The sequence below is a fragment of the Candidatus Accumulibacter sp. ACC003 genome (assembly GCF_907163085.1).
Classification (GTDB): Bacteria; Pseudomonadota; Gammaproteobacteria; order Burkholderiales; family Rhodocyclaceae; genus Accumulibacter.
Genome location: NZ_CAJQTX010000005.1, coordinates 134,986 through 159,133, shown reverse-complemented (window position 1 = coordinate 159,133; position 24,148 = coordinate 134,986). Strand labels below are relative to the sequence as shown.

Annotated in this window: 25 protein-coding genes; 15 read left to right on the top strand and 10 right to left on the bottom strand. The window is 65.9% G+C overall.

The genetic code is table 11. The annotated features are described in order from the left end of the window. Nucleotides 1-124: 124 nt before the first annotated feature. Nucleotides 125-1,606 (top strand): IS1634 family transposase, encoded by a 1,482-nt coding sequence (locus QZ656_RS10580; RefSeq protein WP_291991551.1) that lies wholly within the window; start codon nt 125-127, stop codon nt 1,604-1,606. Between the two features lie 32 nt (nt 1,607-1,638). Here QZ656_RS10580 and QZ656_RS10575 read toward each other — a convergent pair whose 3' ends face one another. The 10 genes from QZ656_RS10575 to QZ656_RS10530 all read right to left on the bottom strand — a co-directional run bounded on the left by QZ656_RS10575 (nt 1,639) and on the right by QZ656_RS10530 (nt 12,752). Beyond that, nucleotides 1,639-1,827, bottom strand: a complete 189-nt coding sequence (locus QZ656_RS10575; RefSeq protein ID WP_291993358.1) for a hypothetical protein — start codon at nt 1,825-1,827, stop codon at nt 1,639-1,641. Between the two features lie 252 nt (nt 1,828-2,079). After that, on the bottom strand, nt 2,080-2,313 hold the full coding sequence (locus QZ656_RS10570) for a hypothetical protein (protein ID WP_291993357.1): 234 nt from the start codon (nt 2,311-2,313) through the stop codon (nt 2,080-2,082). A gap of 177 nt (nt 2,314-2,490) precedes the next feature. Then, on the bottom strand, nt 2,491-3,153 hold the full coding sequence (locus QZ656_RS10565; protein WP_291993356.1) for a lactate utilization protein C: 663 nt from the start codon (nt 3,151-3,153) through the stop codon (nt 2,491-2,493). Further along, nucleotides 3,150-4,283, bottom strand: a complete 1,134-nt coding sequence (locus tag QZ656_RS10560; protein ID WP_291993355.1) for an ABC transporter ATP-binding protein — start codon at nt 4,281-4,283, stop codon at nt 3,150-3,152. Before QZ656_RS10560 ends, QZ656_RS10565 begins: the two co-directional genes overlap by 4 nt. Next, a complete protein-coding gene (gene modB / locus QZ656_RS10555; protein WP_291993827.1) occupies nt 4,280-4,942 on the bottom strand; it encodes a molybdate ABC transporter permease subunit in 663 nt (220 codons plus the stop codon). Before modB ends, QZ656_RS10560 begins: the two co-directional genes overlap by 4 nt. Nucleotides 4,943-4,949: 7 nt before the next feature. Further along, complete coding sequence (gene modA / locus QZ656_RS10550) at nt 4,950-5,708, bottom strand: molybdate ABC transporter substrate-binding protein (RefSeq protein WP_291993354.1); 759 nt, start codon at nt 5,706-5,708, stop codon at nt 4,950-4,952. 179 nt (nt 5,709-5,887) lie between these two features. After that, complete coding sequence (locus tag QZ656_RS10545) at nt 5,888-9,613, bottom strand: NB-ARC domain-containing protein (RefSeq protein WP_291993353.1); 3,726 nt, start codon at nt 9,611-9,613, stop codon at nt 5,888-5,890. Between the two features lie 107 nt (nt 9,614-9,720). Beyond that, nucleotides 9,721-10,434, bottom strand: coding sequence for an aldehyde dehydrogenase family protein (locus QZ656_RS10540; RefSeq protein ID WP_291993352.1), 714 nt, complete (start codon nt 10,432-10,434; stop codon nt 9,721-9,723). An 87-nt stretch (nt 10,435-10,521) separates the two neighbouring features. Then, nucleotides 10,522-11,988, bottom strand: coding sequence for a lactate utilization protein B (locus QZ656_RS10535; protein WP_291993351.1), 1,467 nt, complete (start codon nt 11,986-11,988; stop codon nt 10,522-10,524). Beyond that, complete coding sequence (locus QZ656_RS10530; protein ID WP_291993350.1) at nt 11,988-12,752, bottom strand: (Fe-S)-binding protein; 765 nt, start codon at nt 12,750-12,752, stop codon at nt 11,988-11,990. The genes QZ656_RS10535 and QZ656_RS10530 overlap by 1 nt, the downstream gene beginning before the upstream one ends. Nucleotides 12,753-12,852: 100 nt before the next feature. Between QZ656_RS10530 and QZ656_RS10525 the strand changes: the two genes are divergently transcribed. The 14 genes from QZ656_RS10525 to pal all read left to right on the top strand — a co-directional run bounded on the left by QZ656_RS10525 (nt 12,853) and on the right by pal (nt 24,148). Further along, on the top strand, nt 12,853-13,632 hold the full coding sequence (locus QZ656_RS10525; RefSeq protein ID WP_291993349.1) for an IclR family transcriptional regulator: 780 nt from the start codon (nt 12,853-12,855) through the stop codon (nt 13,630-13,632). A 177-nt stretch (nt 13,633-13,809) separates the two neighbouring features. Next, complete coding sequence (locus tag QZ656_RS10520) at nt 13,810-14,127, top strand: helix-hairpin-helix domain-containing protein (protein ID WP_291993348.1); 318 nt, start codon at nt 13,810-13,812, stop codon at nt 14,125-14,127. Between the two features lie 178 nt (nt 14,128-14,305). After that, on the top strand, nt 14,306-15,187 hold the full coding sequence (locus tag QZ656_RS10515) for a DMT family transporter (RefSeq protein ID WP_291993347.1): 882 nt from the start codon (nt 14,306-14,308) through the stop codon (nt 15,185-15,187). Next, a complete protein-coding gene (gene ruvC, locus QZ656_RS10510) occupies nt 15,184-15,750 on the top strand; it encodes a crossover junction endodeoxyribonuclease RuvC (RefSeq protein WP_291993346.1) in 567 nt (188 codons plus the stop codon). Before QZ656_RS10515 ends, ruvC begins: the two co-directional genes overlap by 4 nt. Beyond that, complete coding sequence (gene ruvA / locus QZ656_RS10505; RefSeq protein WP_291993345.1) at nt 15,747-16,322, top strand: Holliday junction branch migration protein RuvA; 576 nt, start codon at nt 15,747-15,749, stop codon at nt 16,320-16,322. Before ruvC ends, ruvA begins: the two co-directional genes overlap by 4 nt. An 18-nt stretch (nt 16,323-16,340) precedes the next feature. Continuing rightward, nucleotides 16,341-17,423: an AI-2E family transporter gene (locus QZ656_RS10500; RefSeq protein ID WP_291993344.1), complete on the top strand. Its 1,083-nt coding sequence runs from the start codon at nt 16,341-16,343 to the stop codon at nt 17,421-17,423. Further along, complete coding sequence (gene ruvB / locus QZ656_RS10495; RefSeq protein WP_291993343.1) at nt 17,420-18,484, top strand: Holliday junction branch migration DNA helicase RuvB; 1,065 nt, start codon at nt 17,420-17,422, stop codon at nt 18,482-18,484. The genes QZ656_RS10500 and ruvB overlap by 4 nt, the downstream gene beginning before the upstream one ends. A 75-nt stretch (nt 18,485-18,559) precedes the next feature. Further along, on the top strand, nt 18,560-19,003 hold the full coding sequence (gene ybgC, locus QZ656_RS10490) for a tol-pal system-associated acyl-CoA thioesterase (RefSeq protein ID WP_291993342.1): 444 nt from the start codon (nt 18,560-18,562) through the stop codon (nt 19,001-19,003). Beyond that, nucleotides 19,000-19,677 carry a protein TolQ gene (tolQ, locus tag QZ656_RS10485; protein ID WP_291993341.1) on the top strand — a complete coding sequence of 226 codons (678 nt, stop codon included), beginning with the start codon at nt 19,000-19,002 and terminating at the stop codon, nt 19,675-19,677. Before ybgC ends, tolQ begins: the two co-directional genes overlap by 4 nt. 4 nt (nt 19,678-19,681) lie before the next feature. Beyond that, nucleotides 19,682-20,086: a protein TolR gene (tolR, locus tag QZ656_RS10480; protein WP_291993340.1), complete on the top strand. Its 405-nt coding sequence runs from the start codon at nt 19,682-19,684 to the stop codon at nt 20,084-20,086. 11 nt (nt 20,087-20,097) lie between these two features. After that, nucleotides 20,098-21,168, top strand: a complete 1,071-nt coding sequence (gene tolA / locus QZ656_RS10475) for a cell envelope integrity protein TolA (RefSeq protein WP_291993339.1) — start codon at nt 20,098-20,100, stop codon at nt 21,166-21,168. 42 nt (nt 21,169-21,210) lie between these two features. Then, entirely contained in the window at nt 21,211-22,119 is a 909-nt protein-coding gene (locus tag QZ656_RS10470) for a hypothetical protein (protein WP_291993338.1), read from the top strand. Nucleotides 22,120-22,290: 171 nt separating this feature from the next. Then, nucleotides 22,291-23,580 carry a Tol-Pal system beta propeller repeat protein TolB gene (gene tolB / locus QZ656_RS10465; RefSeq protein ID WP_291993337.1) on the top strand — a complete coding sequence of 430 codons (1,290 nt, stop codon included), beginning with the start codon at nt 22,291-22,293 and terminating at the stop codon, nt 23,578-23,580. Nucleotides 23,581-23,623: 43 nt separating this feature from the next. Then, nucleotides 23,624-24,148, top strand: coding sequence for a peptidoglycan-associated lipoprotein Pal (gene pal, locus QZ656_RS10460; RefSeq protein WP_291993336.1), 525 nt, complete (start codon nt 23,624-23,626; stop codon nt 24,146-24,148).

The following is a 24,148-nucleotide window of genomic DNA, read 5'->3' as shown; positions in this document are numbered from 1 at the left end:
CCACATCCCCAACCGCAAGTCTAGGCCAGCCATTCTGCTTCGCGAATCGTATCGCGAGGGGGGCAAGGTCTGCACACGGACTATCGCCAATCTGACGAATTGGTCTGCGGAGCAGATCACCGCGATGGAACGTCTGGTGAAAGGCGAGTTCGACGATTGGTCCGGGGAGATGACCAGTGGTGAGATTTTCGGTGTTCTGTTTGCGCTCAAGCATCTGGCTGACCAGGTGGGCATCACGCGGGTGCTGGGCACGGCCCCGGAAAGCAAGCTCAACTTGTTCCTGATTCTGGCACGCATCGCGCATGGTGGGTCGCGGTTGTCGGCGGTGCGCTGGGCGCAGCAGCACGCGGTGGCCAGCGTGCTGGGGGTGGACGACTTTGATGAGGATGATCTCTACGCGGCGCTGGACTGGCTGGCGAGCCAGCAGGAGCGCATTGAGCGCGAGCTGTACCAGGCCTATGTCAAACAACAGGGCCAGCCACCGGTATTGGTGCTCTACGACGTCACCTCGAGCTACTTTGAAGGGGAATGCAACGAGTTGGGGCGGTACGGTTACAACCGCGACGGCAAGCGGGGCAAGCAGCAAATCGTCATCGGTTTATTGACCGCGGAGGACGGGGAGCCCCTGGCTGTGCGAGTCTTCGAAGACAACACGGCGGACCCGACGACGGTGGCCAGTCAGATCACGATTCTCAAAGAGCAATTCGGCCTGGCCGAGGTGGTGCTGGTCGGCGACCGGGGAATGATCAAAGCCAAGGGGAAAGCGGCGCTGTCGGCGCAGGGCTTTCGTTATATCACCGCCTTGACTGACGCCCAGGTGCGTACCTTTCTCAAGCAGGGCGTGTTGCAGACGGATCTCTTCGACGCACATCTGTGCGAGGTGGAGCACGGCGACAAGCGCCTGATCGTGCGCCGCAACGATACCGTGCGGGTACGCGAGGAGCGGCGGCGGGACGACAAGCTGACCCAGTTGCAGGCAAAGATCACCGCACGTAACGCCTTCGTCAAGGACTCCACCCGCGCCAGCGCCGCGACAGGCCTGGCCGCCCTGCAGAACTGGGCCAAGCGCCACAAGCTCAGCGGGTTTGTCACGCTGACGCTGGAGGAACGCGTCATTGTCTGGTCTATCGACGAGGAGGCCAAAGCGCAGGACGCTCTGCTCGACGGCTGCTACCTCCTGGAAACGAACGTGCCGGTGGACATGATGGATGCCAAGACGGTCGATGCGCGCTATCGGGACCTGCAAAAAGTCGAGCGCAACTTCCGCACCGTGAAGACCGCCTTCCTGGAAATCCGTCCGATCTTCCTGCGCAAGGCCGAGCGCACCAAAGCGCATGTGTTCGTGGCGATGCTGGCGTTGAAGATCACCCGACAGTTTGAAGCGGGGCTGCGTCAGGCCTTCGGCACGACCGAAAGCAGTAGTACCGCCATTACCTCGGACGACGCCCTACTGGCGCTCGGACGACTGACCTACCTCTACAGCACCGACCGCAACGGTCAGCGTCACACTCACCTGCCGCGCCCGGACGAGCAACAGGCACAGATCCTCGGTGCCATTGGCCTTGCCTTCCCCCTCAAGCCAAAAGCCCAGAAGCGCGCTGCGTAGGCAGAAGCCGATCTCGCTTCATCCACCGTTATTTAAAAAAATACAAAGACATACAGCAGAACTTCGGCTACCAGCGCGAGGAAGATCCGCCGGGGCAGCTCGCCGAAATAGTGCCGATAGAATCTGGCCAGGCGACCCATGTTCTCGAAGCCCAGGCGATGAGCCGTGCTGGTGATCGATTCGTCGACCTCGCGGCAAGACAGCAGTTGACGGCTGGGCATCGCCACGGCCGACACGCGGCAGGCACCCACTCCGTCATTGCGAGGAGGCAAAGCCGACGCGGCAATCCAGTGCCACCCTCAAATTTCTTCACCGCCGACGGATCGACAACTCCAGGAGAAAAATCTCTGGATTGCCACGTCGGCTGCGCCGCCTCGCAATGACGCGGCGCGGGCAGGGCAGCGCGCGGAAAGCGCTGGCGCTCAGTGGCCTCGTAGTTCCATACAGCGTGCAACGCTACACGCGCGTGCCGATCACAGCGGCAGGTCTTTCGGGAAGCCGATCAATGCGTCGTGGTCGAGCTTGTCGATCGCCTCGGGGCCCAGCTCGCGGCTATTCCACGCGTAGTTGAGCTTGGCGTAGATTGCCGGCAGCAATTGCGGCAGCCGCTCGTCGACGGCTTCCGGGTCCGACTCGAGTTCGCCGATCGTTGCTTCGAGTGCTTCCATGGCATCGGTAAGGGTGGTGAGGACCCATTCAGCATCCATTTGCGATTCCTTCAAAGCCGGGTTTTACGAAAACTGTCTTTGGTCGCGTCCGCAGGTGTCGTGCCGCTCGTCACCGCGTCGTGTCAGTGCAATGGCTGGTCGCCGTCAGCGGCCCGCCAGACAGATAGTCCCTGGAAAGCGACGACAGGTCCAGCCGCAATCGGCCTGCCGCCCTTATCAACTAGCGTCCACGATCAACAAATGCACCCGATACGGGCCATGCGCGCCGAGGACGATGGTCAGCTCGATGTCGCCGGTGTGCGACGGGCCGGAGACGAAGTTCACCGCGCGTGGCATTTCGCCGTGTTCGGCGCGCAGGCGTGCGAAGCCTTCCTCCATGCCGGCGACGACGCGGTCGGCGGCGACGATGGCGATGTGCGTTTCGGGCAACAGACTGGTCGTCGCCGCGGTCTGCGGCCCGGAGAGCAGCATCAGCGTGCCGGTTTCGGCGATCGCGCAGAAGGCGCCGGTGATGCCGACCAGGTCTTCGTCGCGCGCCGCGCGTGCGGCGACCGCAAGACCGGCGCCGGCCCAGTCGAGGTCGGCGAACTCGTGCCAGCAGACGGCGGCGCTCGGCAAGCCGCCGGCGGCCAGATAGCGGGCGATTGCTGCCGGTGCGTCGGCGATTCTGGCGACCCGGTCTACCGTCGACGACATCGCCAGCGAGCGCTGGCAGAAACGTTCGAGCAGGTCGCCGGTCAGCCGCGGCCGCGGGCCGTCGGTCGGCGTCGCAAGCTGTTCGAGGACCCGGGCCCGCCGGTCTTCGGCGCGCGCCGGGTCTTGCCGCAGGCCGGCGCGAACGCGCGCCAGGATGTCGGCTTTCGACGAGGAATTGTTCATGTCTGGAGCTCACTCCTTGTGCTGGCGGCGCTGCCGCTCGGCGGATCTGCCGGCGTCAGGCTGATCGCGGCCTTCTGCAACTGCAGCGCGACGCGCGCGCCGGGGCCAATGCCGCGCCGCTGTGCGACCGCGGCGCCGATGGCGAACGACAGCGTCGCGTCGTGGCGGCCGCCGACGCGCGCGCTGACCGTCGCGTGCCCGCGCCAGGCGAGTCGCTCGCTGACGGTTGCCTCGAGGGTGTTTTCGCGATCGAGCTGGTGCTCGCGGACGAGGATCACGGCGGCTTCGGGGACCACCCAGCAGGCGCTGTCGCCGACCGCGAAGCCGGCGTGATGCGCCGCCCGCAGCGGCTGGCCAAGCCATTCGATCAGCGTCGTGTCGGTCGTCGGCGACTGTTCGATGACCCTGCCGACGAAGACGTTCGGCTGGTCGGTCAGGCGCGCGACGAGCGCGCTCGCCGGCCGGGCCAGCAGCTCGTCGGGCGTTGCCGTTTGCAGCGTGCGCCCGTGGTGCAGGACGGTCATGGTGTCGGCGAGCAGCGCCGCTTCCTCGAGGTCGTGGGTGACGAGGACGATCGGGATCGCCAGCGCGCGGCGCAGTTCGATCAGTTGCCGCAGCAGCTTGCGCCGCGTCACCTGGTCGACCGCCGAGAAGGGTTCGTCGAGGAGCAGCAACTGCGGCTCGCGCGCCAGCGCGCGGGCGATCGCCACGCGCTGCTGCTGGCCGCCGGAAAGTTCGGCCGGGCGGCGCGCTTCGAGGCCTTCGAGCCTGGTGCGCGCCAGCCACTGCCGCGCCTGCGCGGCGCGTTCGCCGGCCGGCAGGTGCTGCAGCGCGACCATCACGTTGGCCTGCGCGCTGAGGTGCGGAAACAGCGCGTAGTGCTGGAAGACGAAGCCGACGCGGCGTTGCTGCGGCGAAACGTCGATGCCGCGGCCGCCGTCGAACCACGTCTGGTCACCGCAGCGGACGTGGCCGGCGGCCGGCCGGTGCAGGCCGGCGAGGCAGCGCAGGATCGTCGACTTGCCGCTGCCCGACGGCCCGACCAGCGCCAGCAGCTCGCCGCTGTCGCAGGCGATGTCGGCGGCCAGCGGAATCGGCGCCGCTTGTTCGAGGCGGGCGACGAGCGTCATCGGCGCAGTACCGAGCGGCCGAGCCAGCTGACCAGCGTCACGGCGCCGAAGGACAGCGCCAGTAGCAGCGCCGACATGCCGGCGGCGGCCGTGTCGTTGAACGCCTGCGCCTGGTCGTAGATGGCGATGGCGATGGTCTTGGTCTCGCCGGGAACGCTACCGCCGACCATCAGCACGACGCCGAACTCGCCGAGCGTGTGCGCGAAGGTCAGCGCCAGCGCGGCGGCGATGCCCGGCCACGCCAGCGGTAGTTCGATGCGCCGGAAGGTCTGCCAGCGCGACAGGCCCGAGACCCACGCCGCTTCGCGGACTTCGCGCGGAATCGCCGCGAACGAGCGCTGCATCGGCTGTACGGCGAAGGGCAGGTTGAAGATCAGCGACGCGGCGAGCAGTCCGTCGAAACTGAACACCAGCGCTCGCCCGGTCAGTGCGTGGTAGGCCTGGCCGAGCGGCGAGGCGCCGCCGAGGCCGAGCAGTAGGTAGTAGCCGAGGACCGTCGGCGGCAGGACCAGCGGCAGCAGGATCGCCGCTTCGACAGCGCCCTGGTAAGGAAAGCGCGACCACGCCAGCAGGCGCGCCAGCCAGATCGCCAGCGGCAGCAGCAGCAGCGCCGTGGCAGTGGCGAGTTGCAGCGACAGCGACAGCGCTTGCCAGTCGATCAAGCGCTCACCTCGCTGGCAGCGCGAAACCGTAGCGCTCGAAGATGGCGCGCGCCGCGGCCTGCTGCAGGTAAGCGTAGAAGTCGCTGGCGTCGCTGCCGGCACGGCGCGTCAGGGCCATGCGCTGGCGCAGCGGCGGATGCCAACTGGCGGGGATCAGCACGGCGACGCCGAGCCTGGCCAATTCCGGCGCCTTGACCAGCGACCAGGCGACGATGCCGCCTTGCGCCGAGCCGCTGAGCGCGAACTGTGCCGCCTGCGCGACGTTTTCGCCGACCACCAGTTTGCCCTGCAGCGCCTGCCAGAGGCCAGCGTGTTCGAGCGCCGCGCGCGCGGCGCGACCGTAGGGCGCGTGTTGTGGATTGGCGATCGCCAGTCGTTGCAGACGGCCATCGGCGAGCGCCGCCGCCAGGCCGCGCAGCTCGCCGTCGACCGCCAGCGACGAGCCGCGTGCCGCCAGCAGCGCGATCCGTCCGATGGCGTACAGGTGGCCGTCGTCGCGCAGCAATCCCTGCTCGGCGAGGCGGAAAATGTACTCCTCGTCGGCCGACATGAAGATCTCGAAGGGCGCGCCCTGCGGGATCTGGCGCGCAAAGTTGCCCGACGAGCCAAAGGAGACGATGACCTTGCGGCCGGTTTTCTTCTCGTAATTGGCGGCGATTTCGGCGAGCGCGAACTTGAGGTCGGCGGCCGCGGCGACGGTGATCGCCTGCGCGTTGGCGACCATCGCCAGCAAGCCGAAGACGCCCAGCCAGAAGAAACGCATCGCCTCAGAGCCTGCCGGGACGGCCGCAGCGAAGGTCGTCAGGATCGCGAAGCTCTGCGGGCAGCAGGTGGTCGGTCAGGGGCATCGCCGGAGGATACGTTCCGCGCCACGATTGGGCAATGGTCACGCTGCCGACGTGGCGATGTCGTGGCCAGCCAGTGCGGCCTGCATCTCGTCCATCAAGCGGGTAGTCGTCCCGCAAGCAGCTCGCTCGCCGCGCCGTCGTTCGCCGCCGCTGGACGGCTGGCGAGCAGCGCTTCGAGCGCCGCCACCTCGGTCGCTTCCAGCGGCGACTCGCGGCGACCCTGCGCCAGGAGCAGGCGGGTCAACACGGCGTCGAGAGCCGTCGGGCTGGCCAGCGCGGCGGGTACCAGCGAACACAGCAAGCGCAGGCGCGGTTCGCTCAGTGGTCCATGCGCCGCCTGCGCCAGTGTTTCGGCGGCGAGGCGCGCCGCGAGTTGCGCGACGAAGCTTCGATCGGGAACGGCGACTTCGTCGCCTGGGGCGAGCGCTCGCTCGCCACCGTTGAGGCGCAGGAAGGCGGCCTTGGGCCGCTGGTAGAGCCGCTGCAAGGCGTCGAAGCTGTCATCGTCGGTCGCCCACGGCGGCAGCTGCAGCGCGTCCGGTCGGCGATCGGTGAATTCGTGACCGACGTGGTGCAAGCCGGCGAGCTCGGGCAGGGCGGCGCCGCCGGTCACCTGCCGGGCGCGTTCTTCGAGGTCGAAATCGTGCCACCAGTAGCGCCGCATGGCGTTGACGCGCGCCGTCATGCGCGCACAGAAGCTTGGATCCTGGACGTTGTGCGCCGCGCGCTGCGCCCACTGCAGCGCCTGTTCGATGTCGGCGCCGCGCCGCTGCTCGCCCTGGTCACAGATCAGTAGTGCTTCGGCCAAAGCCAGACAAGCCGGCGCCTGGTAACCGGCAAAACCCGAATCAGCCAGCGCCGACGCTTCGTCGAGCAGCGGCTCAGCCCAATCGTGCTCGTCGAGCAGCCAGCCCAGGGCCTGCGCGCTGGCCAGCAGCAAGCGCTTGTGATGGCCCCAGATGTCGCTGCCTGTCCGCTCGCGCCCCGGCTTGAGCCGCGCCGCCTCGTCGATCAGTCGATGTGCCTGCTCGTGCAGCGCAGCCAGCGCATCGGCGTCGCCCAGCTTGGCTCGCAGGGCGGTGGTGGCAATCGCCAGACCACCGTCGAATTCGACACTGCCGCCGCCCAACGCGGCGCCGAGAATTCTCTCAACGGCGTTCTGCACCCACTGGCCGCCGTCGCGGCGCGGCAGCTGGACGACGAAGCCGAGCAGTAGCCAGAGCGTACTGAAGCGATATTCGGAATAGCTGTAGTTGGTGTAGACGCTGAGGTAGCGTTCGAGGGCGTCGCTGCCCTTGGCCGCGTCGCCAGCCGCGTAGGCGACCAGATACGGGCCATCGAGTTCGGCCAGGTAGCGGGTCGTAGCGCGCTCGTCGGCCGGATCGTCGTTGCCGTCGCCGGGAACGATCTGCCGGTAGAGTCCTTCGGTCGGCGGTGGCGCATCGGGATTCTGGACGTTCGCGTCGAGTCCTCTCTCGATCATGAAGCTGCTGTTGTAGTGGCCGCCGCCGACGCGCTTGAGCAGCTCGTCGATGACCTCCTCGTCGGCCATCTGCGGCGCGACCAGGAAGGCGAAATCCGGCGACGGCTGACCGCAGAGGTCAGCGCGGACCCAGCTCAACAGGTCGCTCAGGAGTGGCTGGGGTGCGAGCTTTGCGGCGACCTCGTCGAGCAGTTGGCGCGCTTCGGCGCGCTTCTCCGCGGGTGCCAGCCAGGCGACCAGCAGGAGGACGACCTGGCGCCAGTGCTCGTCGATGGCAAACAGCGCGCTGCGCCGGCTGGCTCCTGCGAGGTCGCCTTGCCGCGCCAGATCGAAGATCGGTTCGGGGCGCGAGTAATCGCCGTTGAAGCGCTGTATGGCGTCGGCGGCTCGGACGACCAAAGCGACACCGAGCGGGACGTCATCGGCGACCGCCGCGTCGAGCGCGATGGTCAGCGCTTCGCGCAAGGCCGGCAGATCCTTGAGCGCCGCCTCGTGCGCCTGCTGCCAGCCCTGGTCGGTGACCAGCGCCAGTAGCTGTTCGGTCAATTGGTGGCGCTGCGGCTGGCCGCTGCGCATCGCCGCCTGGCCGCGGTGAAAGGCCAGCCAGCGCCACGCGTAGGTCTTGCCGTGCGCCGGCCGGTCGCCCCAATGCTCGGCCAGGCGCAGGTGCAGCGACGCCTCGTCGGCCAAGCGGGTCGCGGCGTAGCGACGCAGCACGTCGTGCAGTTGCAGCGTGCTGCTACTGCCGTCGTAGTCGAGCAGCGACAAGGGGTCGAGTCGCGACGACAGCAGCTCGTCGCTCTGCTGCCGATCGAGACCACCCGTCAGTTGCCAGAGATCGGCGACGCCAGTCAGCGGGATCGGCACATCCTGCGGGAAGATCGCCAGCTCCTGGTAGCGCTGTCTTTCGCTGGCCTCGAGCAGCTCGAGGCTGGCGTCGATCGTCGCCGCCACCGCCTGGTCGCGCTGCACGCTATCCGACGCCGGGTCGAAAGCCAGCACGCCCTTGCGCGCCAGGCTACGCTCGACGGCATCGAGCGCCTTCGCTAACGCCGTTTTCTGGCGCAGACGCTGCAGCAGGCTGCGATTGGCGAGGCGCAGCAGAACCGGCCAGTTGCCAAGCTGCTGCGCGAGCGCCAGCAGGCGCGCGTCCTGTCCCGGCGGCAGGCCGACACCGAGCATTTGTCTGGCGTCTTCTTCGCGCATGCTGCTCAGATCGATGAGCTCGGCGGTGAATGGCAGCGCGCCGGTATTGCGGGTGGTGACCAGCCGCGCGCAGCCAGCGCTCGCTTCGAGCAGATCTCTGATGTGCGCCTCGTCCCAGACGTCGTCGAGCACCAGCAGCAGGCGACGCCCGACGAGCGCGGCCTGCAGCCGTGCGCGGGCGCCGGGCAGCGTCGCGCAAGCGCTGCTGTCGCCAGTCAGGGCGCTGACCAGGTCTGCGATCTGGGCGCGCGAATCGGGCGGATTCTGGCCCAGCGGCACCCACAGGATGCCGTCGCGGCACGCCTCGAGCAGCGCCGTGTCGGCACAGACGAGACGCGCCAGGGTCGTCTTGCCGGCCCCGCCAAAGCCATGCAGCCCGACGGTGTTCGGCCGCAGTGCGCCGCGATCATCGAGCAATAGCGCCTTGATCTGGGCCAGCTCGTGCGGGCGCTGCACGTGGTCTGCCGCCGGCGGCGGCGCTTGCCGCGGCACGCCGGCCGGCGTTCTGCCGGCCTCGACGACGAGCGTGAAATCGCCGTAGACCTGCGTGCCGGTATTGATGTTGCCGCTATTGACGCCGCCGACAATCACGCCGCCGCCGGCGGCTGTGCTTGCCCCGGGCCCTTGTGCGATGGCGCCAGCGCCGCTCAGTCCGGCGACAAAGCTGCTCGTCGCCAGCCGGTCGAGCTGCTGTTCGCAAGCGAGCGTCAATTGGCTGAGCTGCGCGTAGCGCGTACAGCGCTGTCCGCGCGCTTGCAGCGTCTCCTGTAGCGCCGCCACGCTCGTCAGATCGTGCGCGTTGGCGCCGGCTGGCGGCTCCTTGAAATAAGCGAAAACGGCAGGCTTGCCGCTGGCTTCGAAGCGCGCGCAGGCGTCCTCGAAGGCCGCGGTGGTGGACGGAGCGACGCTGGTCGACACCAACAGGACGACGATGTCGGCATCGCCGATGTGCCTGGAGTGCGCGTTCCCGGGCGCCGGCGCCGTGTCCGGAAGATCGTCGCCGACGATCAGTTCGAGCGCCTTTCCCAGCGTTCGCCAATCATTCTTCTTACGTTCGATCAGCGTTTCGAGCGCCTGCCGATCGGCGTTGAGTTCGGGGCTGCAAGCCAGAAACAGTTTCGTCGTCGGCATCGTGATCGCTCCTGTTTTGCAAAGAGAAACGCGGCCCTGCAACGGCGAGTATAGGTGGCGCCGTCAGGCCTGGTCAATCGACGACGCGGTGCCTGGCGCCCTTGGCCTCAATCGACAAAAGGCTTGCCGTGACCGCTGGCGATGGCGGCAACTTTGGCGCCGAGCGACGGTTCGCCGGCGAACAGCAGCAGGCTGACGGCGCTGGCTGCGCAGAGTCCTTCGATCGCCGCCAGGTCGCCGTGCAGGACGTTGAAGACGCCGCCCGGGAAAGCGCTGCTGGCGCTCAGTTCGGCCAGCGCAAAAACTGCTGACGGCGCTTTCGGGCTCGGCTTGACGACCACCGTTGCGCCCGCCAGCAGCGCCGGAATGGCGTGCCGCAAGGCGCCGAGCAGGGGCGCGCTATCGTCGCTGACGATCGCGACCACTCCCGCGCCGCCGGTGGTCGCGGCCTGCGGGTCGCTTGCGGCAGCGCGCAGCAGGCGCAGGACTGCGGCGACTTCGGCGGCCGCCAGAGTCGCCTCCTGGCCCGTTTCTTCGCTGATCAGGCCGGCAAAGTGTTCCTCGTACTCGGCCAGCGAGTCGGCCAGCGCGGCCAGTAACGCCGCCCGCTGGCCGACCGTCCGGGCCGCCCAGTCGGGCAGCGCGGCTTGCGCGGCGTCTACGGCGGTCAGCGCTTCGGCCGCGCCGCACATCGGCGTCCGGCGTTTGACCTGGCCGCTGCGCGGGTCGCAGACATCGAAAAAACTCGGCGCCATCGTCAGATAGGCGTGTCCATTGATCCATAGCGGAATGGCCAGGATCGCGTCGGGATCTAACATCATTCGGAAATCACTCCTTGTTCAAGGTGCAAGTCGCGTCGGCGACCGATGAATCGCAACGGTCGGCGGCGTCCCGAGCAGCGATCGACGTCAACGCGGCTTCGTTTGCTGCCGATACAGCTGGCGAAAGGTCTTGCCCTGCGGCGCCGGGAAATCACGGCCGGCGCTCCAGCCCGGCGCGATGCCGAGCACTTCGATGCGCTCACGGCCGCCGGCCAGCCAGTTCAGATAGCGCAAGGCGGCGCGCGTAGCCAGATCGTAGCAGCCTGGTCGCGCCGCCAGCCAGGCCCACAGTCGCCAGGCCAAGCGCTCGCCGCGTGGTCGCAAGCCGGCGCGGGTCTGCCGCTCGCGCAGCTTGCGCAGCAGTTCGGGCAGCGGGATGCGGACCGGACAAACGACGCTGCACTGCTGGCAAAGTGTAGACGCCTGCGGCAGATCGAGGGCTTTTTCGACGCCGCGCAAGAGCGGCGTCAGGACCGAACCCATCGGCCCCGGGTAGACCCAGCCGTAGGCGTGGCCGCCGATGGTCTGATAAACGGGACAGTGGTTCAGGCAGGCGCCGCAGCGAATGCAAGCGAGCATCGACTGGAACTCGCTGCCGAGCAGACCGACGCGGCCGTTATCGACGAGGATGAAATAGACGTGCTCGGGGCCGTCCGTCGCGTCCGTCGCGTCCGTCGCCGCCGTAGTGCTTTCCTCGGCACTGCCGCGCGCCTTGCCGGTGAGCAGCGAGACGTAGTTGGAGATCACCTGGCCGGTTGCCGAGCGCGGCAGCAGGCGCATCAGGGTGGCAAAATCGGCCAGCGTCGGGACGATCTTTTCGATGCCGGTGATCACCACGTGCACTTTCGGCAGGCTGCTCACCATGCGGCCGTTGCCCTCGTTGGTGACCAGTGCCGCGCTGCCGGTCTCGGCGATCAGGAAGTTGGCGCCCGAGATTCCCATCTCGGCGCTGACGAAATGCTCGCGCAGCACGGCGCGCGCTTCGCGCGTCAGCGCCGGGATGGCGGTCTGCCGCGGCGTCCCGTGCGTGCGCGCGAAGAGGTCGGCGACCTGGTCGACGTTCTTGTGCATGACCGGCGCGATGATGTGCGACGGCGGCTCGTTGCCGGCAATCTGCAGGATGTATTCGCCGAGGTCGGTTTCTACCGGGCGCACGCCGGCGGCCTCGAGCGCCTGGTTGAGGCCGGCTTCCTCGGAGAGCATCGACTTGGACTTGATGACCTTCTGCACGCCGTGCGTTCTGGCGATGTCCAGCACCAGGTCGCAGATCTCCTGGCCGTCGCGCGCCCACAGGACGCTCGCGCCGCGTGCCGTCGCTCGTTCTTCAAAAACCTCGAGCCAGCTGTCGAGATCGTCGACGACGCGCTTGCGGATCGCCTCGCCGGCGAGGCGCAAGGCTTCGAAGTCGCCTTCGTTTTCGCGATCGTAATCGGCCACCGCCTGCGCGCGGCTGTCGACGAACTTGCCCTTGGCCTGGCGCAGATTGGCCTGCAAGCCGACGTCGGCGAGCGTCGCCGTGGCGCGCGCCTTGAAGAACATTGACTGCTGCTGCATCAGTTCGGCGTCGCGTCGGCGGTGCTCACGCCAGCCAGCACTTCGGCGACGTGCAGCACGCGCGTGTGCCGGTCACCCATCCGGCGCAACTTGCCTTCGATGTTCAGCAGGCAGCCGAGGTCGCCACCGACCAGCGCATCGGCGGCGGCCAGGCGCGCATTGACGCATTTCTTTTCGGCGATCGCCGCCGAGATGGCGCCGAATTTGATCGAGAAAGCACCGCCGAAACCACAGCACTCTTCGGCCGCCGGCATTTCCCGCAGCGTCAGGCCTGGCACCAGCGCCAGCAGCGCGCGTGGCTGCTCGCGGATTCCCAGGCCGCGCAGGCCGCTGCACGAGTCGTGGTAGCTGACGCTGCCGGCAAAATCGCCGGGGACCGACTCGACGTGCAGGACGGTGACCAGGAAATCGGTGAGTTCGTAAGCGCGCGCCGCGAGGTGCTCGGCGCGGCTTTGCCACGCCGGATCGTCGGCGAGCAGCGCCGGGTAGGCGTTTCTGATCTGGTCGGCGCACGAACCGCTGGGGGTGACCAGGTAGGCACAGCCCTGATCACGCTGGCAGTGCTCGAATTCGGCGATGGTCTTCCGGGCCAGGGCGATCGCCGCTGCGCGGTCGCCACCGTTATACGCGGGCTGCCCACAGCAGGTCTGCGTCGCCGCTACCTCGACCGTACAGCCGGCGTTTTCGAGCAGCTTGATCGCCGCGAAGCCGATGCTCGGGCGCAGCAGGTCGACCAGACACGTGACGAACAGGGCAACGCGCATGATGGTAAGATATTGCGCCGCACAAGATGCGGTGGGCGAGTGGCGGAGCGCCCAATGGTATTCCCCCGCAGGCCAAAACGGAAGGTTCGAGACGAAGGCGATGGCGGAACAACAGGCAGAGAAAGCTTCGATTCAGGTCATCGAGCGGATGATGTCGCTGCTCGAGGTGCTCGCCGAGATGCCCGAACCGGCGAGCCTCAAGGTACTGGCCAAAAGCACCGGCCTGCACCCGTCGACCGCGCACCGCATCCTGGCGGCGATGACGCAGGCGGCGATCGTCGAGCGCCACGACGCTGGCACCTACGCACTCGGTATCCGCCTGCTCGGGCTGGGCAATCTGGTCAAGTCGCGGATCAACATTCGCCAGGTGGCGCTGCCGTACATGCAGCAGCTGCACGAAGTGATCGGCGAGGCGGTCAATCTCGGCATTCGTCACGAAGACGAGATCATCTACGTCGAGCGTACCTCGAGCGGTCGCGCGCTGCTGCGGGTCGTTTATCTGGTCGGTGGCCGCGCGCCGCTGCACCTGACTTCGGTCGGCAAGCTTTTTCTCGCCGCCGATACCGCCGCCGACGTTCGCGCGTATGCCCGCCGCACCGGCCTGCCGGGCAAGACGCCGCATTCGCTGACTACCCTCGAAGCGCTGGAGAAGGAGCTCGACAAGATCCGCCGGCACGAAGTAGCCTTCGACGTCGAAGAAGCCGAGATCGGCCTGCGTTGCATCGCCGCGCCGGTGGTCGACGACGAGGGACAGATCGTCGCCGGGCTGTCGGTGTCGGCGCCCAGCGATCGCCACAATCCCGATTGGGTGAAGTCGATCAAGGCCACCGCCAGCGAAATCTCGCGCGCTCTCGGCCATCGGCCGCGAGTCCGTAAGTGAGGTGTTGGCAGCGCTGCTGATCGGCCGCTGGCCCGGATTTCAGGATGCTTGCGCGTTGGCCAACGCCGCCGCTGCGTACGTTCTTGCTGGCTACTGCTTTACCGCAGCACGTTGCACGCCAGCAGGCAGGGAAAAGACCTGCCGCTCTGCTCACCGCATCTTTCAAGGACGACCGCCATGGCCAAACTGATGACCCTGTTCTGCGCTCTGCTGATCACTGCCGCCAATGCCCTGGCCGTGGTCAACGTCAACACCGCCAGCGAGAAAGAACTACAGACGCTCAGCGGCATCGGCCCGAGCAAGGCCAGGGCAATCGTCGATTACCGGACGAAGAACGGTGAGTTCAAGAAGGTCAAGGATCTGAACAAGGTTCCCGGTATCGGTCCGGTGCTACTCGGCAAGATGAAAAATGACGTGCGTCTGAGCGGCGAGACGACTGTCAAAGGGGCTGCCAGCGCCGCCAAATCGCCTGCCGCCGACGCCGCGACGAAATAGTTCCGCTTTCGTCTTGCCGACCGCCTGCCTGGCCGCCGTACGGGTCAGCGCGCTGCCGCGCTGACCCGTGGTGACGACCGGCACAGGACAATGTCATCGCGCGGAATTTGCCGCGATTGCTGCCATCGGGCGTGCGAGCTTGGTACACTCCGGCGTTGCGTCCAGATACCGCCCTGCCATGCCAACCAGCAAACCGATATCGCGCCTGACGGCGGTCCTGCCGTTTCTTTTTGTCTTCCTGTGGAGCACGGGTTTCATCGGCGCCAAGTTTGGTCTGCCTTACGCCGAGCCGCTAACCTTTCTGCTCACGCGTTACTGTTTGGTGCTGGCCTTGATGATTCCCTTCGTTCTGCTGACGCGCGCGCCCTGGCCGGCCACTGCGCGCCAGGCAATGCACATCGGTGTTTCCGGCTTGCTGGTGCACGCGGTCTATCTGGGCGGCGTTTTCATGGCCATCAAACACGGTTTGCCGGCCGGCGTGACGGCGCTGGTGGTCGGCATGCAACCCTTGCTGACCGCTTGCGGCGTCGGCTTGCTGCTCGGCGAACGCGTCGCGCCGCGGCAGTGGCTGGGGCTGTTTCTCGGTTTCGTCGGGGTGTCACTGGTGGTGGCCAACAAGCTCGGCGACGTGCCGCTGGTGTCGATGCTGGTGCCGGCTTTCGCGGCGCTGCTTGGCATCACCCTGGGGACCTTGTATCAGAAGCGCTTCTGCCCACACTTCGACTTGCGCACCGGCTCGGTAATCCAGTTCCTGCCGACCGCCGTGCTCACCGCGGTGGTCGCTTCGGCGACCGAAAGCATGCTCATCGACTGGACACCACAGTTCGTCTTTGCGCTGTTGTGGCTGGTGTTGGTGCTCTCGGTCGGGGCGATCAGCCTGCTCAATGTGCTGATCCGCAGCGGCAGCGCGGTCAATGTCGCGACGCTGTTCTACCTGACGCCGCCGAGCACGGCGGTGATCGCCTGGCTGCTTTTCGACGAAACCCTGAGTGGCCTGGCGATCGCCGGGATGGTGCTGGCGGTGAGTGGCGTTTATCTGGCGCGGGCGCGTTCCCGATGAGCGACGCCGAACCGCTGGTCTTGCGCATCCTCGGCATCGATCCGGGCTTGCGGATCACCGGTTTCGGCGTCATCGAGAAAACCGGTAACCGCTTGACCTACCTGGCCAGCGGCTGCATCAAGACCGACACCGCCGACGCGCTGCCCGGCCGTCTGGGGACGATTCACGCCGGCTTGCGCGAGCTGGTGCAAATGCATCGACCCGATCAGGCCGCCGTCGAGATCGTTTTCGTCAACGTCAACCCGCAATCGACACTGCTGCTCGGTCAGGCACGCGGCGCGGCGATCTGCGCGCTGGTCGCCAGCGGCCTCGAGGTCGCCGAGTACACGGCCTTGCAGGTCAAGCAGGCGGTGGTCGGCAACGGCCACGCCGACAAGGTCCAGGTGCAGCACATGGTGCGCCACCTGCTGTCGCTGTCGGGAACACCGAGTCCGGACGCCGCCGACGCGCTGGCGTGCGCGATCGCGCACGCGCACGGCGGGCAGGGGCTGGGCGCTATCAGCAGCCGCGGACTGCGCGTCCGCAATGGCCGGCTATTGGTCGGCAAGGAGAGCAAACGATGATCAGCCGCCTCAGCGGAATCCTGGTGGAAAAGAATCCGCCGCAGGTGGTGGTCGACGTGCATGGCGTCGGCTACGAACTCGACGTGCCGATGAGCACCTTCTACAATCTCCCGGAAAATGGCGAGAAGCTCGCTTTGCTGACGCACTTCGTGGTCCGCGAGGACGGTCATTTTCTCTACGGCTTTGCCAGCGAAGCCGAGCGCTTCGCGTTTCGCCAGTTGCTGAAAATCACTGGCGTCGGCGCGCGTCTGGCGCTGTCGGTGCTGTCCGGGCTGTCGGTCGGCGATCTGGCACAGGTCGTTGCCCGCCAGGAAGTCGGACGGCTGACGAAAGTGCCCGGCATCGGCACCAAGACCGCCGAACGTCTGTTGCTCGAACTCAAGGGCAAGCTCGCCGACGTCCTGCCGAGCGCCGTCGTCGCTGCCGACAGCAGCCGCAGTGACATCCTCAATGCACTGCTGGCGCTAGGTTACAATGATCGCGAAGCGGCTGCCGCAATGAAGCAGCTGCCAGCCGACAGCACAACATCCGACGGCATTCGGCAGGCGCTCAAGCTGCTCTCAAGGGCCTGACTCGACCATGACTCGACCATGAATCCCAGCCACAAACAACTCATTCAGATCGCCCTGGTGGCGCTGCTGTTGATTGGCTGTGTGGCCGTGCTGTTGCCGTTTACCGGCACCCTGCTGTTCGCCATCGTCATTTGCCTGACGACGCTGCCGATCCGCAACCGCCTGCTGACGCTCTGCGGCGGCCGCAGCAATCTCGCCGCGCTGCTGCTGTCGATCTTGCTGCTGCTGCTGCTGGTGGTGCCGATGGCGCTGCTCTCGGGGACGCTCGCCGACGGTGTGCAGATGGGCATTCGCTCGCTGAAGCCCCTGCTGGAGAGCGGTGTGCCGTCCGAGGCGCCGCAGTGGATCGTCGATCTGCCGGTCTTCGGGCCCGACATTGGCCGCTACTGGCAGGATCTGGCCGAGAGCCGCGAAGAACTGAACAAGCTCCTGGGTCAGATTTTCGACCCCACCCGCAAATTTGCTCTGGCGGCTGTCGCGCTGTTCGCGCAAGGCTTGCTGCAGTTGGTGCTGGTGATCTTCTTCGTATTCTTCATCTTTCGCGATGCCCACATCTACGCTGACGCGCTGCGCACCGGCAGCCGCATGCTCGCTGGCGACCTCGGTGAGCGCATGCTGGCGCTGGCCGAAGGAACCGTGACCGGGGTGATGGCCGGGATCGTCGGTACAGCCGCCGCGCAGGCGCTGGTGGCGATGCTCGGTTTCGTCATCGCCGGTGTTCCGGGCGTCATCGTGCTGACTGTTGCGACCTTCTTTTTTTCGATGGTGCCGGTGATCGGCGCGACGCTGATCTGGCTGGGGGCGGCGATCTGGCTCTACAACGGCGGCCAGACGGGCTGGGCGGTGTTCATGGTGTTGTGGGGAATGTTCGGTATCAGCAGCGTCGACAACTTCCTCAAGCCGATCCTGATTTCACGAAGCGCCAGCTTGCCGCTGTTGTTGATCGTCGTCGGCGTTTTTGGCGGTGTGCTGGTTTTCGGTTTCATCGGCATTTTCCTCGGGCCGACGCTGCTCGGACTGGGGCAGGTGCTGATTCGCGAGTGGCTGGCTTACGCGATTCCCGAAGCATCGCCGGCGGCGACTGTGGCGGAGACGACATGATCCAGAGCGACGACCTGAGCAGCGCCCCGCCCGAGCGACTGATCGCCGGTGAGTCGAAATCGACCCAGGAGGAAGCGATCGAGCGCGCCCTGCGGCCCCGGCGGCTGGCCGAGTATGTCGGGCAGGCAAAGATTCGCGAGCAGTTGTCGATCTTCATCGAAGCCGCCAGAAGGCGCAGCGACACGCTCGATCACGTTCTCCTGTTTGGTCCGCCAGGACTCGGCAAGACGACGCTGGCGCATATCATCGCCGCCGAGATGGGCGTCAACCTGCGCTCGACTTCGGGGCCGGTACTCGAACGCGCGGGCGACCTGGCGGCGATCCTGACCAACCTCGAACCGCACGACGTGCTGTTCATCGACGAGATCCACCGCTTGTCGCCGGTCGTTGAAGAGATCCTCTATCCGGCGCTCGAAGACTTTCAGATCGATATCATGATCGGCGAGGGTCCGGCGGCGCGCTCGGTCAAGCTCGATCTGCCGCCATTTACGCTGATCGGCGCGACCACTCGCGCCGGCATGCTGACCAACCCGCTGCGCGACCGCTTCGGGATTGTCGCCCGGCTCGAGTTCTACACCGCCGAAGAGCTGACGCTGATCGTCACGCGCTCGTCGCAATTGCTCAAGGTGCCGGCCGATCCGGGTGGTGCGCTGGAGATCGCGCGGCGTTCGCGTGGTACGCCGCGCGTCGCCAACCGCTTGCTCCGTCGCGTCCGCGATTTCGCCGAGGTCAAGGCCGCCGGCCGGATTACCCGCGAGGTCGCCGACGCGGCGCTGCTGATGCTCGACGTCGACCACGGCGGGCTCGACGTGATGGATCGCAAGCTGCTGGCGGCGGTGATCGACAAGTTCGGCGGCGGCCCGGTCGGCGTCGACAATCTCGCCGCGGCGATTGGCGAAGCGCGCGATACCATCGAGGACGTTCTCGAACCGTATCTGATACAGCAAGGCTTTCTGCAGCGCACGCCGCGCGGCCGGGTGGCGACGGCGGCCGTTTATCGTCACCTCGGCCTGGAAAATACGCGCGGCGACGCGCAGGTAGCGCTGTGGCGAGACAGCTGAGCCGCAGCCCCGAAGAACTGGTCACAAAAGCTTACTGTTTGCGTGAAGAATGCTGCGTTAGAATCTGATCTCACTATGAAATCTCCGTCCACCCTCAGCGCTTTCTCGATTCCCGTTCGTATCTACTACGAAGACACCGACGCTGGCGGGGTCGTCTATTACGCCAATTATCTCAAGTTCCTCGAACGCTGCCGCAGCGAATGGCTGCGCGCCGCCGGTCAGCAACAGGCCGAGCTGCTTCGCGACCCCGGCATTGCCTTCGTCGTGCGCAGCGTCCAGGTCGACTTCCTGAAGCCGGCGCGGCTCGACGACGAGTTGCTGGTCAGCCTGGAAGTGGCAAAGATCAGCCGCGCACAGATATTCTTTCGCCAGAGCATCCTGCGCGCCGACGACCACGTCGACGGCGGCTGGCTGGAGCTGCTCAGCGCCACGACGCACATCGTTTGTGTGAACGCGGCGCGAATGCAGCCGACTTCGATTCCCGCATTTCTGCGGTCCCAACTGGAAGCACTGCAATGAACGTCTCGCAAGACCTCTCGATCCTGCACCTGATCCTCAATGCCAGCGCCGTCGTGCAGGCGGTCATGCTGTTGCTGGCCGGCGTCTCGTTCATGTCCTGGTACTACATTTTCCGCAAGTGGTTCACGGTCAAGGCGGCACACCGTCAGACCGAGCAGTTCGAGCGTGACTTCTGGAGCGGTGGCGATCTCAACAGCCTGCATCAGAGCGCGATGAACAATCGGCACGGTACCGGCAGCATGGAGCGCATCTTCGAGGCCGGCTTTCGCGAATTCGCCAAGCTGCGCAGCCAGAAGAACCTCGACGCCAAGGACGTCATCGACGGTTCGCGACGCGCCATGCGCGCCACTTACCAGCGCGAAATGGACAGCCTCGACTCGCACCTCGCCTTTCTCGCTTCGGTCGGCTCGGTGAGTCCTTACGTCGGCCTCTTTGGCACCGTCTGGGGAATCATGCATTCGTTCCGCGGCCTTGCCAACGTCGGCCAGGCGACGCTCTCGGCGGTCGCGCCAGGGATCGCCGAAGCGCTGGTGGCGACCGCCATCGGCCTCTTCGCGGCGATTCCGGCGGTCGTCGCCTACAACCGCTTCGCGCACGAAATCGACCGCCTGTCGTCGCGCTTCGAGTCTTTCATGGAAGAGTTCTCGAACATCCTGCAACGGCAGGTGAGGTAAGGCCATGCGTCCGCGTCGCCTGAAGAACGAGATCAACGTCGTCCCCTACATCGACGTCATGCTGGTGCTGCTGGTGATCTTCATGGTCACCGCGCCGATGATGACCACCGCCAGCATCGACGTGCCGTCGGTCGCCAAGGCGCCGCAGCCACCCGCTGATGCGCTGCAGGTGTTGATTCACGCCGACGGCTCACTGGCGCTGCTGGCGCCCAACGCCAACGAACGGACGGTCAGTCGCAGCGAGTTGTCGGAGGCGATTCTCGCCGCTCAGGAGAGAAACCCCGAGCAGGCGGTCGTCATCGCCGGGCACCGCAGCGTCAAGTACGAAGCGGTACTCAAGGTGATGGACGACCTGCAGCGGCAGGAGGTCAAGCGCATCGGCCTGCTCGTGCAGCCGACCGGCAAGTGAGTTTCTGATCTGTGGAATCCGACGACACCGTAACGCGGCCGCTGCCAGCAGAAGATCCGGCCAAATGGCCATCGCTGGTCTTGTCGGCGATGGTGCATTTGCTGCTCATCGCTGCGCTGTTCTTCGGCGTGCAATGGAAGAGCAAGGCACCGAAGTCCGTCGAGGTCGAAGTCTGGCGCAGCGCGCCCGCGCCGCTGGCCGCCAGCCGACCCGAGCCGGCGCCGGCCAAGCCCGAAGCGCGGCCCGAACCCAAACCTGAGCCGAAGCCGGAGCCCAAACCTGAACCGAAGCCGGAACCGAAGCCAGCACCCGAGCCCAAGCCGATCGTCAAGCCCGAGCCAAAACCCGAGCTAAAGCCAAAGCCCGTGGTCAAGCCGGATATCCCGCTGAAAGAAGACAAGAAGATCAAGGAAGCGCCGAAGAAAGAAGAGCCGAAGCCCAAGGAGCCGTCCAAAAAAGAAGAGCTCAAGCCCAAGGAGCCACCGAAGAAGGAAGAACCCAAGCCGAAAGAGCCACCAAAGAAAGAAGAACCAAAACCGAAAGAGCCACCGAAAAAGGACGAGCCCAAGCCCAAGGAACCGCCCAAGAAGGAAGAGCCGAAACCGGAACCTCGGCCAAATTTCGACGAAGAACTGAAGCGCGAACAGAAGCAACTGCAGCAGCAGAAGGCGGCGCAGGAAGCGAAGGAGAGAGCGGCAGAGAAAGCGGCCGAGAAAGCGCTTCGCGATCAGCGCGCGCGCGCCGACGCCGAGGCGCGCCAGATCAAGCAGCTGCAGGCCGAGCAGGCAGCAGCCGAGATCGCGCGCGGCCAGGCCGAGTATATCGACAAGGTCCGTATCAAGATTCGCGGCAACATCGCTTTGCCACCGGGCATCCAGGGTAATCCCGAGGCGGTTTTCGAAGTGACGCAGCTACCGAGCGGCGATGTGCTTGACGTCAAGATCCGTCGGTCGAGCGGCAACCAGGCGCTGGACGCTGCCGTCGAGCGGGCGATCCGCAAGTCCTCGCCCTTGCCCAAGCCTGCACAGCCGCAACTCTTCGAGCGTGTTCTGAAAATTCCCTACCGCCCCCGCGAGGAATAGTCGCGGCCGGCAGGCGCACGACCACTAACGCCGATCAACAAGGTGCATCAGCTCGATATCTTCCTCGATTCGCACGAGGTTACGCTGGCCAACGAGGCGATCGCCGCGCTATCGGCGCTCGACAGCGAGCGGGCGGCGCGCGCTATTGATTGTTTGCGTGCGGCCGCACCCGAGCGCTCGGACTTACCGTGTCTCGACAAACTTCACGATTTCCTGAGCCTCTTTCAGAGTGCCGATTTTGCGGCGCTCGACCCCGATGCCGTCGAAGTCGTCGTCGAAGTGTTCAGCGACCGGGTCGTTCCCTGCGCCAGGGTGCTGGGTGATGCCGGCAAGGGTTTCCTCACCTTCTTCTGGTTGCGTCTGGCGCGCGCCGCCAGCGCACCCTTCGACCCCGAACGACCACAGCTCCACGCCGCCGAGCTTTTTCTGCGCGCCGAAGCCTACGAGGCCGCCGAGGAAGCGGCGAGCGGCGTCGTCGGCCAGCCGACGCATCGCGCGGTGCTTCGCTGGCAGGCGATCACCCGCTATCGCCGTGCCGGCCGGCGAGCGGCGCTGTCGAAAATCTTCGTGCTCGCCTGGCACGCTCCCGACGCTTTCGCCGATCTGCTGGCCGAGCTCGACGATCGGCAACTCGCCAAGGAGTGGGTCGCCTTTGAAGCCGACGTTGAGGACCTCGACGCCAGCTGGTTTCCCGTCTGGCACCTCCTTCACCAGCCAGCCAGCGCGGCGGCCGTCGACGTCGATCTGGCCGACGCCCTTGCGCAGCAGGCGGAGGGCGCAGCGACCGAGAGCATCCCGGCGCTGCACGCTTACCGGCTGCTGGCGCGGATTCTCGATCTCGAGAAAGGCGGCCACAGCGCCAAGCTGGTGGCGTTACGGGCGCGCCTGCAAGCCATCGACGCCGGTTTTTTCACCGCTTACATGCGTTCGAGAGATGTTCGCTACCGTTGAACCCGGCAGACGTCGGCGACGGCCGGCGTGCGCTGCCGCGCGGCTAGCTGCCGTGCTCCTGGCGGGCGCGCTGTCGAGCCGCCTCGCCTAGTCATCGCAAGATCACGTTTCGTTACAAATCAAATGCATGCAATGACGATATAATCGCGCATTCTGTCCGGGACACCCGCCATGTTACGAATGCTGATTGAACTCCGTCGTGTCGGCCTGCTGGCTGTCGTGCTGGCCTTGCTGCAGGCCTCGGCGCACGCCGAACTGACTATCGAAATCACCGGTGCCGGTGCCAACCGTATTCCGGTGGCAATTGCCGACTTCGGTGGTGATCCGGCGGCGGCGCGTATCGTGACCTCGGTGGTGCGCGCCGATCTTGAACGCAGCGGCCTGTTCAAGATGGTGGACGGCGGTGGCCTGGCGATGACCGAAACGACCACGCCGCCGTTTGAAGACTGGAAGAGCCGCGGCGCCGACGCCTTGGCCGCCGGCAGTATCGGTGGCAGCGCCGATGGTCGGCAGGAAGCACGCTTCCGTCTTTACGACGTCAATAAACAGAGCGTTCTTGGCGGCTCGGCTTTCGTGACCTCGAGGACCATGCTGCGTGCGGCCGGCCATCGCATCGCCGACGTGATCTACGAAAAGCTCACCGGCGAGCCCGGCGTCTTCTCGACGCGTATCGCCTACGTGGTGCGGGTGAACGCGGCGCGCTACGAGTTGCACATCGCCGACGCCGACGGCCAGAACGCGCAGGCGGCGTTGATTTCCAAGGAACCGATCATCTCGCCGTCGTGGTCGCCCGATGGCAGTCGTCTGGCTTACGTCTCCTTCGAGAACAAGAAGCCGGTGATTTACGTGCACTCGCTGGCTTCCGGGAAGCGGATCGTCGTCGCCAACTTCAAGGGTTCGAATTCGGCGCCGACCTGGTCGCCTGATGGGAGCCGCCTGGCGGTGGTGCTGAGCAAGGACGGCGGCTCGCAAATCTTCACGGTCAGCGCCGATGGCTCGGGAGCGCAGCGCCTGACCACCGCCAACGCGATCAACACCGAGCCGCAATACTCGCCGGACGGGCAATGGATATACTTCACGTCTGACCGTGGCGGCAGCCCGCAAATCTATCGCGTTGGCGTCGGCGGTGGCGATCCACAGCGAGTGAGCTTCGAAGGCAGCTACAATGTGACGCCGCGCCTTTCGCCCGATGGCAAGACGATGGCCTTCATCAGTCGGCGCGATGGCGGTTTTCGTTTGAGCGTGATGGATCTGGCGAGCCGGCAGGTACAGGTCGTTACCGATTCGCAAAAGGATGAATCACCCACTTTTGCCCCGAATGGCCGGATGATTCTGATTGCCACCGAAGCAGGTGGGCGCGGCGTGCTCTCGGCCGTTTCGCTTGACGGCCGTATCAAGCAACGCCTATCGGTCACGGCGGGTGACGTCCGTGAGCCGGCGTGGGGACCCTTCAACAAATAGTGCTGTGCTCTTATTGCCCATTTTAAGCAGGAGAATTTTGATCATGAAACAATTCGTTATTCCGGCGGCATTACTCCTTCTGCTCGCCGCCTGCAGCTCGACCCCCGACAAGGATGCATCTGCCGGCGCACCGGTCGAGACGCGCGGCGGCCCGGGCGTGGCCACGGTCACCGCGCAAGGTGTCGACAGCCATAACTTGCCGGCGGTGCTCACCGATCCGAACAACATCCTCTCGAAGCGTAGCGTCTACTTCGACTACGACAACTATGAAGTGAAGGCCGAGTACAAGGATCTGGTTGCCTCGCACGCCAAGTTCCTCACCGGCAACCGGCAATTCAAGATGCTGATCCAGGGCAATACCGACGAACGTGGTAGCCGTGAATACAACCTGGCGCTCGGCCAGAAGCGTGCTGACGCGGTCAAGAACATGTTGGCTTTGCTCGGTGCCCGTGAAGACCAGCTCGAGGCCGTCAGCCTGGGCGAGGAGAAGCCGAAGAATGAAGGTCATAACGACGACGCGTGGGCGGCCAACCGCCGTGCCGACATGCTCTATAACGGCGAGTTCTAG